General features: G+C 74.1%; 6 protein-coding genes. 3 read left to right on the forward strand and 3 right to left on the reverse strand.

From position 1 onward, the window contains the following. The first annotated feature begins 35 nt into the window (after positions 1-35). The 3 genes from WA640_RS22270 to WA640_RS22280 all read left to right on the forward strand — a co-directional run bounded on the left by WA640_RS22270 (position 36) and on the right by WA640_RS22280 (position 2,926). Positions 36-1,007: a S41 family peptidase gene (locus tag WA640_RS22270; protein ID WP_335990631.1), complete on the forward strand. Its 972-nt coding sequence runs from the start codon at positions 36-38 to the stop codon at positions 1,005-1,007. A gap of 159 nt (positions 1,008-1,166) precedes the next feature. Further along, positions 1,167-2,414: a sulfotransferase family protein gene (locus tag WA640_RS22275; protein WP_335990633.1), complete on the forward strand. Its 1,248-nt coding sequence runs from the start codon at positions 1,167-1,169 to the stop codon at positions 2,412-2,414. Positions 2,415-2,431: 17 nt separating this feature from the next. Further along, entirely contained in the window at positions 2,432-2,926 is a 495-nt protein-coding gene (locus WA640_RS22280) for a nucleotidyltransferase domain-containing protein (protein WP_335990636.1), read from the forward strand. 17 nt (positions 2,927-2,943) lie between these two features. Here WA640_RS22280 and WA640_RS22285 read toward each other — a convergent pair whose 3' ends face one another. Genes WA640_RS22285 through WA640_RS22295 form a run of 3 tightly spaced genes read right to left on the reverse strand, consistent with a single transcriptional unit; the run spans position 2,944 to position 8,295 of the window. Further along, positions 2,944-6,102, reverse strand: coding sequence for an error-prone DNA polymerase (locus WA640_RS22285; protein ID WP_335990638.1), 3,159 nt, complete (start codon positions 6,100-6,102; stop codon positions 2,944-2,946). After that, positions 6,095-7,492, reverse strand: coding sequence for a DNA polymerase Y family protein (locus WA640_RS22290; protein WP_335990640.1), 1,398 nt, complete (start codon positions 7,490-7,492; stop codon positions 6,095-6,097). Before WA640_RS22290 ends, WA640_RS22285 begins: the two co-directional genes overlap by 8 nt. Then, a complete protein-coding gene (locus WA640_RS22295) occupies positions 7,489-8,295 on the reverse strand; it encodes a hypothetical protein (protein ID WP_335990642.1) in 807 nt (268 codons plus the stop codon). The genes WA640_RS22290 and WA640_RS22295 overlap by 4 nt, the downstream gene beginning before the upstream one ends. Positions 8,296-8,508 lie beyond the last annotated feature (213 nt).

An 8,508-nucleotide genomic window follows, 5' to 3' on the forward strand; every position in this document is an offset into this window, starting at 1 on the left:
CTCGGTATCACCCGCCCCGCATGGAGGTCCCTCTCATGAACGCCGTCATCCCGCAGATCGCGAAACTGCTCCACGAGCACTACGTGTTCCCCGAGGTCGCCGCCGAGCTCGGCGACCTCCTCGCCGCCCGCGCGGCCGAAGGCCGCTACGAGGGCGCCGGCCAGGCCCGCCTCGCCGAGCTCGTCACCGCCGACCTGCAATCGGTCAACGGCGACCTCCACCTGCGCCTCAAGCACAGCGAGGCCGAACTCGAAGAGGCCCACGACGACGAGGAGACCCAGCTGCGGCAGATGGCCGAATGGGCCGGCCTCGCCTGCGGCGGCGTCGCCGCCGCGCAGCGCCTCCCCGGCAACGTCGGCCTCCTCAAGATCGCGCCGCTCCTGTTCCCGCCCGCCGTCGCGGGCGACCAGGTCACCGCCGCCTTCCACCTCCTCGCCTCGACCGACGCGCTCATCCTCGACCTGCGAGAATGCCTCGGCGGCGACCCGAACATGGTCGCCTGGGCCTACGGCTTCCTCACCGGCCCCGAGCCCGTGCAGCTCACCGGCATGGCCCACCGCGACCCGGCCGACCTCCACCAGCTGTGGTCCTCCCACGTGCCCGGCCCGAAGTTCGGCCCCGACAAGCCCGTGTGGGTCCTCACCAGCGCCATCACGTTCTCCGGCGGCGAAGCCCTCAGCTTCGACCTCCAGGAGCGCGGCCGCGCCGCCGTCGTCGGCGAGCGCACCAGGGGCGGCGCCCACCCCCGCCAGGGCTTCAAAGTGGACACCCACCTTGAGGTCACCATCCCCACCGCCCGCTCCGTCAGCCCCATCTCCGGCGGCAACTGGGAAGGCACCGGCATCGCCCCCGACGTCCCCGTCGCCGCCGCCGACGCGCTCCCCGCCGCCCACCGCCTCGCCCTCGAAGCGGTCCTCGCCCTCGGCGCCGACGGCTTCCGCGCGCAGGTCGCCGCCGAGGCCCGCCAGGCCCTCGCCGACCTGGAGCACGCCGCCGCCGACTCCTGATGCATTGCGGCGCAGCCGGTCCCCGGCGAACCTGAACGCGGGGGACCGGGGCGGCGGCGTATCGTGTGGCGCACCGAGGGGCGGCAGGAACCACCACCGCCCCGCCCATACCGGTCGCACCCCGCCCAGATGTCCCCGAACCCCGTAAGGAGACCTCACTTGCAGCGCACCACCAGGATGCTCGGCGTCGTCAACCTCCTCATGGAAGGCCAGCGCCGCGGCGAATCCCGCGGCAACGACAAAGTGGACGCCGTCTTCGACAAGCTGACCGCCAAGGCCCGCAAGGACTCCGGCACCACCGATCTGGTCCTGTCCGACGAGGACGCCGCCATCATGGAGAGCCTGCGGTTCCTCCTCCACTGCTGGGCCGCCACCCCCGCCCTCTCCGGCGTCGGCTGGCGCTCCGCGAAGGACATGGTCGAGGCCCGCATCTCCAACCTGCTCACCGTCCGCCGCCTGCAAGCCCAGCACCCGCAGGTCCGCGACGAGGTCGTCGAGCGCCCCATCTTCGTCCTCGGCCTGCCCCGCACCGCCACCACGCTCACCCAGCACATCATCGCCGGATCGGACCACGCCCGCGCCCCGTACCTGTGGGAGATGTACTACCTCGGCCTCGAACCCGACGCCGAGGAGCGCCGGCGGCGCATCCGCAAGACCCAGAAGCGCCTCGACATGACCCTCCTCATGTCCAAGACCTGGCAGCACATCCACCCCACCAACGCCGAATGGCCCGAAGAGGACTACTGGCTCAAGTTCCACGCCACGTTCCACACCACCGTCGCGCCCCTCCCCGGCTACCTCGACTGGTACCGCACCGAGTACGACCGCGACACCGACTTCCGGTTCGTGCGCGACGCCCTCCAGGTCCTCCAGGCCGGGCGCCCCCGCCAGCGCTGGGTCCTCAAGCACCCCGGGAACCTCTTCAACCTCGACTCGATCCTCCGCGTCTTCCCCGACGCCCAGATCGTCCTCACCCACCGCGACCCCAACACCGTCATGTCGTCGCTGTGCTCCATGGTGGAGAGCCTCTACAGCATCCACCTCAAGCGCGGCGCCGTCGACCCCCGGGCCATCGGCCGCCAGTGGCTCCACGAGCTCGCCTCCGGCATGGACCAGTGCCGCCGCGTGCGCGCCGAGAACGCCCGCCCCGGCCGCTTCATCGACGTCAAGTACCACCGCCTCACCGGCTCCCCCCACAGCGCCGTCCCCGACCTGTTCCGCCAGCTCGACCTCCCCTGGGGCCCCGACGACGAGGCCCGCCTCGACGAGCACCTCACCCGCACCGGCCAAGGCGGCGGCCGCGACGGCGTCCGCCGCCACGAGCACTCCCTCATGGGCTACGGCCTCGACCCCACCGAAGTCGACGACGCCTTCGGCAGCGACTACATGCGCCTCGCCGCCGGCTGACCGGTACCCTCGCGCACATGATCGGACTGCAGCAGGTGCTCGCCCTCCTCGACCGGATCGGCGGCGCCGGAGTCGACGTGTGGATCGGCGGCGGCTGGGGCGTCGACGCCCTCCTGCACGAGCAGACGCGCCCCCACCGAGACCTCGACCTCATGCACCGCGCAGAGCATGAACCCGCTCTGCTCGACCTGCTGCGCTCCCTCGGCTACGCCGAGACCCTCGACTGGCGTCCGGTCCGGTTCGTCATGACCGGACCGGACGGCATCGAGATCGACTGCCACCCGCTCCGCTTCGCCGCCGACGGCTCCGCTGTCCAGGCCGCCCCTGAACCAGCCGAGCCGTTCCGCTACCCCGCGGTATGCTTCACGACCGGCGCCATCGGCGGCACCCCCGTCCCCTGCCTCTCCGCCGAGCAGCAGGCCCACTTCCACCAGGGGTACGAGCCCGCCGAACGCGACCTCCACGACATGGCCCGCCTCCGCGACAGGTTCGGCATCGCCACGCACTTCTGACCCCTGCCGACGCTGCTTCACCTGAAGTCGCGGGACGGCGCCGACGGGCTGTTCAGGTCCAGCTCGACCAGCTTGTACGCCACGACCATCGGCATCGCGCTCCGGTGCGCGTCGACGGCCTTCTCGATCGTGCCCTTGATGCGCAGCGCCTTCGCCACGGTCGCGACCGACTGCCACCGCTTCCACAGTCCCTGCGAGCACACCACGTTCGCGATGCCCGTCTCGTCCTCCAGACTCAGGAACGTCACGCCCTTCGCAGTCGAGGGGCGCTGGCGGTGGGTGACGATCCCGGCGATCTCGACCCGCTTGCCGTCCTTCATGTGCGGGAGCCGCCGCGCCGGGAGCACGCCGTCGGCGTCGAGCCCCGCCCGCACCAGCTCCATCGGGTGCGTCTCCACCGACAGGCCCAGGCCCGTGTAGTCGGCGCGCGCCAGCTCGGCCGCGCTCATCCCCGGCAGCGTCGGCGGCGGCGCGGCCGGGCCCGTGCCCGGGATCGTCCCGGGCCGCTCGTCCACCGTGCCCGCCGCCCACAGGGCCTTGCGCCGGTCGGCCTCCAGGCTCCCCAGCGCCCCGGCGACCGCGAGCTTCTCCATCCGCGCCCGGTCCAGCCCCGCCCGCCGCGCCAGGTCCGCCAGCGACGCGAACGGCCCCTCCTCCCTGGCCGCCGCGATCCGCTTCCCCGCATCCGCGCCGAGCCCCTTGACGTTGTCGAGCCCCAGCCGCAGATCCGCGACCCCGTACAGCGGCGCCTCGCACGCCCGCTCGGCCGGGACCAGCGACGCGACCTCCTTGCTGGCGTTCACGTCCGGGGCCAGCACCTCGATCCCGTGCCGCTGCGCGTCGGCGATGAGCGACGCGGGGGAGTAGAACCCCATCGGCTGGCTCGCCAGCAGCCCCGCGTAGAACGCGGCCGGGTACCGGCACTTCAGCCACGCCGAGGCGTACACCAGGTGCGCGAACGACGCCGCGTGCGACTCGGGGAACCCGAAGTCCGCGAACGACTTCAACTGGTCGTAGATCTGATCCGCCTGCGCGCCTTCGATATCGCGTTCTTTCATCCCCGCGTACAGGCGCGCCTTCAACTCCTCCATGCGCTCGGCGGACCGCTTCGCGCCCATGGCCCGCCGCAACTGGTCGGCTTCCCCGCCGTTGAACCCCGCCGCCACGATCGCGATCTGCATGAGCTGCTCCTGGAACAGCGGCACCCCGTACGTCTTCTCCAGGATCGAGTGCAGGATCTCCGGCACTTCGTGGCGCCACGCCTCGCCATTGCGCCGCCGCAGGTACGGGTGGACCGCGCCGCCCTGGATCGGTCCGGGACGGATGAGCGCGACCTCTGCGACCAGGTCGCGGAAGTTCTTCGGCCGCAGCCGCGGCAGCGTCGCCATCTGCGCCCGCGACTCCACCTGGAACACGCCGACGGTGTCGGCGCGCCGGAGCATCTTGAACACGGCCTTGTCCGCGGGCGGCAGGTGCGCGAGGTCCACGCGCGCCCTGTGAAACTCCGCCACCAGGTCCACCATCCGGTGCAGGGCCTCCAGCATCCCCAGGCCCAGCAGGTCGAATTTGACGAGCCCGGCGTCAGCGCAGTCCTCCTTGTCCCACTGGAGGACCGTGCGCCGCTCCATCCGCGCGGGCTCGACCGGCACGATCCGGCTCACCGGCTCCTCGGTGAGCACCATCCCGCCCGGGTGGATGCCCAAGTGCTGCGGCATGTTCCGCAGTTCGCCGGCGAGGGCCTGCACGTCGGCGGGGATGCCGTCGGCCTCGTCGGGGTCGATCCCGCCCCACCGGTGCAGCCGCTTCGACCACGCCACCGCCTGGTCGTGCCCGTACCCGAGGGCCTTCGCCGCGTCGCGCACCGCCGACCGGGGCCGGTACGTGACCACGTTCGCGACCAGAGCCGCCCGGTCCCGCCCGTACCGTTCGTACACGTACTGGATGACCTCTTCCCGGCGGCCCGACTCGATGTCCACGTCGATGTCCGGCGGCCCGTCCCGGTCGGCCGACAGGAACCGCTCGAACAGCAGTCCGAACCCGATCGGGTCCACATTGGTGATCCCCAGGGCGTAGCAGACCGCGCTGTTGGCCGCCGATCCCCGTCCCTGGCAGAGGATTCCCTGTTCACGGCAGAAGCGCACGATATCGGCGACGATGAGGAAGTAGCCGCTGAACCCCAGCGTCCTGATGACCCCCAGCTCGTGCTCGATCTGGCCCCAGGCCCGTGTCGCGCCCGCGCGCCGCGGGCCGTACCGGCCGTCCGCGCCCTCCTCGGTCAGCTTGCGGAGGTACGAGAAGTCGTCGTGCCCGTCGGGGACGGGGAAGCGCGGGAGCCGGGGCGCCAGCAGCTTCAGGTCGAAGGCGCATTCGGCGGCGATCGCGGCGGCGTGCTCGACCGCCCCGGGGTGGTCGGGGAAGCGGCGGGCCATCTCGGCGCCGCTGCGCAGGTGCGCGGTCGCGGCGACGGGGAGGTGCGGGTCGATCCCGTCGAGGGTCCGCCGGGCGCGGATAGCGGCCAGCGCGGCGGCGGTGCCCTGGCGCCGGGGCGCGGCGTAGTGGACGTTGCCGGTGGCGACGACGGGGACCCCGCAGCGGCGCGCGAGGTCCGCCAGCACCTCGGTGCGCACGGCGTTCCCCGGGAGGCCGTGGTTGGTGAGCTCGACGGCGACGCTGTCGGCGCCGAAGAGCCCGATCAACTCGCGCAGGGCCCGTTCGGCCGCGTCGGGGCCGCCCTCCCGGAACGCCGCGTTGAGCGGGCCCTTGCGGCAGCCGGTGAGGATCTGCCAGCGCCCGCCCGCATGTTCGGCCAGGCGCGCGAGGTCGTACCGGGGGAGATCCTTCTCCTCTCCTTTGAGCTTGGCCTCGGTGATGGCCTGCGAGAGGTTCCGGTAGCCCTGCTCGTCGCGGGCGAGGACGACGAGGTGCCGCCCGGCCGGGTCGGCCTGGCCGCGCCGGGTCCGCGGCAGCTCGACGCCGAGTTCGGCCCCGAAGACCGTGGGCAGTCGTTCCCTTGCGGCGGTGGCGAACTGGGAAACGGCGTAGAGGCCGTCGTGGTCGGTGATCGCGAGCCCGGTCAGTCCGAGCCGGACGGCCTCGCCGACCAGGGCGGCGGGGGAGTCGGCGCCGTCGGCGAAGGAGTAGTGGGAGTGGCAGTGCAGCTCGGCGTAGTCAGTCATACCAGCCGACCGCCCGCCACTGCCCGCCTTCGCAGGCCAGGAGCGCGGCCCGGCCGTCGGCCAGCTCGACCTGGAGGCGCGTGTACCGGCGGGCCCGCCCGTCCCACCAGCGCTCGGACACCGGCCACGGGCCCGCCCAGCCGCTGACGCGGAAGCGCCTGCCGCCCAGGGACACCGCCGCCGGGGTGGCGGACAGGTCGCCGCGGGCCAGGGCCCGCACCCGCGCTCCGGACGCGTCGAGCACCTCGACGTCCTCGGCCCCGCCGACGACCGCCGGGGGCGGCCCGGCGAGGACCCCCGGCCACGGTCCCGACGGCGCCGGAGGCGGCGGCTCCGCCTCCCAGGCGGCGGTGCCCGCGCGCTCGTCGAGGCCGCGGCCGTCGGTGAGGGCGGCGATGCGGACGGCTTCGGGGCCGAGCAGGGTCTGCGCGTGGCGGAGCGCGGCCTCGGCGCGGGCGGTGGCCGCGTCCTTGAAGTCCCACAGCCCTCGGGCGGCGTCGAGGACGCCGATGAGTCCGCCGGGGGCGAGCGCCAGGACGGTGACGGCGTCGCCCTCTGCGCCGTCGCCTCCTGCACTGCCGCCCTCCGCACTGCCGTCGCCCGCGGCGAGGTGCCAGCCTTCGAGCTGCCAGCGCACGCGGCGGGCCAGGTCCGCGGCGGTCGCGGTGGGGTCGACCTGCCAGGTCCGCTCCCGGACGAGGCCCGCGGCGGTGCGGGCGGTGACGGTGAGCCGGGTGCAGGTGAGGCGGTGCGCGTCCAGGACGGCGGTGAGCCGCTCGGCCAGGGGCCGGGCGGCCACGACGGCCTGCTCGACCGTGGTGAACGGGGTCTCGGGGACGGCTTCGACGCTGAACTCCGGGGCCGCCGGCAGCGGGACCAGCGGCCGGGCGAGTTCCCCGGCGGCGAGCCGCTGGGCGCGGCGCACCTGGGAGCCGAAGCGCTCGGCGACGGCCGCGGCGGGCAGCGCGGTGAACGCGCCGAGTGTGTCGACTCCCAAGTGCTGCAAGGTCTCGCAGTCCTCCGGCTCCACCAGGCCGGTGAAGCGGAGGTCGGTGATGTCCCTCCCGGCGAGGAACGCGGCGTCGCCGCCGGGCGGCACGATCCGGCCCTCCCGGGCGGCCAGGACCGCCGCGAACAGGCCGTCGGCGACCCCGGTGAGGCAGTCCTGCCCGACCAGGCCGGCGACGGTGTCGATGAGCCGCTCGCAGAACGCCGCCTCGTCCCCGGCCCCGGCGCGCAGCGGCACGGCCGCGCAGCCCGGTTCGAGGACCTCGACGTACGGGGTGAGCAGGTCGAGCGCGTCGAGGACGGGCGCGAACCCGGCCGCGTCGTCGCCGTCCCAGTCCGGCAGGCGCGCCACGAGGGTCCGGCTCGGGGCCCGGCCGCTCACGGGCACTCGCCCCAGCTCCACGGCGTGGCGGGGCCCGCCGGGTCCCCGCCGTAGGGCCAGACGCGGGCGCGGCGCGCGCCGCCGGAGCGCCAGCGCGCGGTGACGTCGAGCTCGCAGGCGTCCAGCCCGCCGGAGCCCCAGAGACGACCGGTGTTGGCGCGCAGGCCCTTCCAGTCGGCGCGGGTGACTTTCAGCCGGGCGTCGGGCCCGGCGACGGGCCGGGTCTCCCACCAGATGATGGCGGTGCCGCCCTTGCGGGCGCGGGCGGTCAGGCGCCGGGCCTGCGGCGGGGTGAGGCCGTCGCTGGGGACCACCATCGCGGCGACCCCTTCGGCGAGCGCCCCCGCGGCGTCGGCGATCCGCGGTCCGGCGGCGCTGACGAACGCGATGCGCCCGAGGTCGGCCCCGGCGGCCTCGGCGGCGAGCGGGTACCGGTCGGGCAGCCCGACCAGGGCACACCAGGCTCCGGCGGCGGTGGGGCCGGCGAGGAGGCGCCAGAGGAGGGAGGTGGCGCCGCGGCGGGTGGCGGTGATTGCGGTCACGGTTGCGAGGCCGCCGTGGGGGAGGAGGGCGGAAATGTCGGGGGTGACGGGCAGGATGGTTTTCGGGGGCCCGATGGCAGGGGAGGTGCGGCTCTCGTCGTGCGCGGCGCCGTGCGGCGCCGCCAGGCCCGCCCCGGCCGTGCCGGGCGCGGCCGCAGTATCGGCACCGACCCCGGTGCCGCCTGCGGCGGCGCGGCGCAGGTCCGCGCCGGTGCGCAGGCCGAGCTCAGCGGCCAGTGCGGCCGCGACTGTGGTCGCCACCAGAACCCCCGTGCTGTGTCGAACATGTGTATCAAGATCAACTTACCGAACGCGGCGGCTCGCGCAACTTAAAACGGGTGTTCGATAAATCTCGCTCGGCGGGTGTGCCCGTCGCCATGCCACCCGGAGGGGTGACAATGCGGCCGCGGCCCTCGCGCGGGCCGGTTTTCTGTCGGACCCCCGAGCAAGGATCGCCGCTACGGTCCCCTGGGC

This window comes from Glycomyces sp. MUSA5-2 (assembly GCF_037034145.1).
GTDB lineage: Bacteria > Actinomycetota > Actinomycetes > Mycobacteriales > Micromonosporaceae > Glycomyces > Glycomyces artemisiae.

What these genes read in the sequence shown, in the direction of transcription:
- WA640_RS22270 (WP_335990631.1), top strand. Translation starts at nt 36, where the DNA reads ATGAACGCCGTCATCCCGCAGATCGCGAAACTGCTCCACGAGCACTAC.
- WA640_RS22280 (WP_335990636.1), top strand. Translation starts at nt 2,432, where the DNA reads ATGATCGGACTGCAGCAGGTGCTCGCCCTCCTCGACCGGATCGGCGGC.
- WA640_RS22285 (WP_335990638.1), bottom strand. Translation starts at nt 6,102, where the DNA reads ATGACTGACTACGCCGAGCTGCACTGCCACTCCCACTACTCCTTCGCC.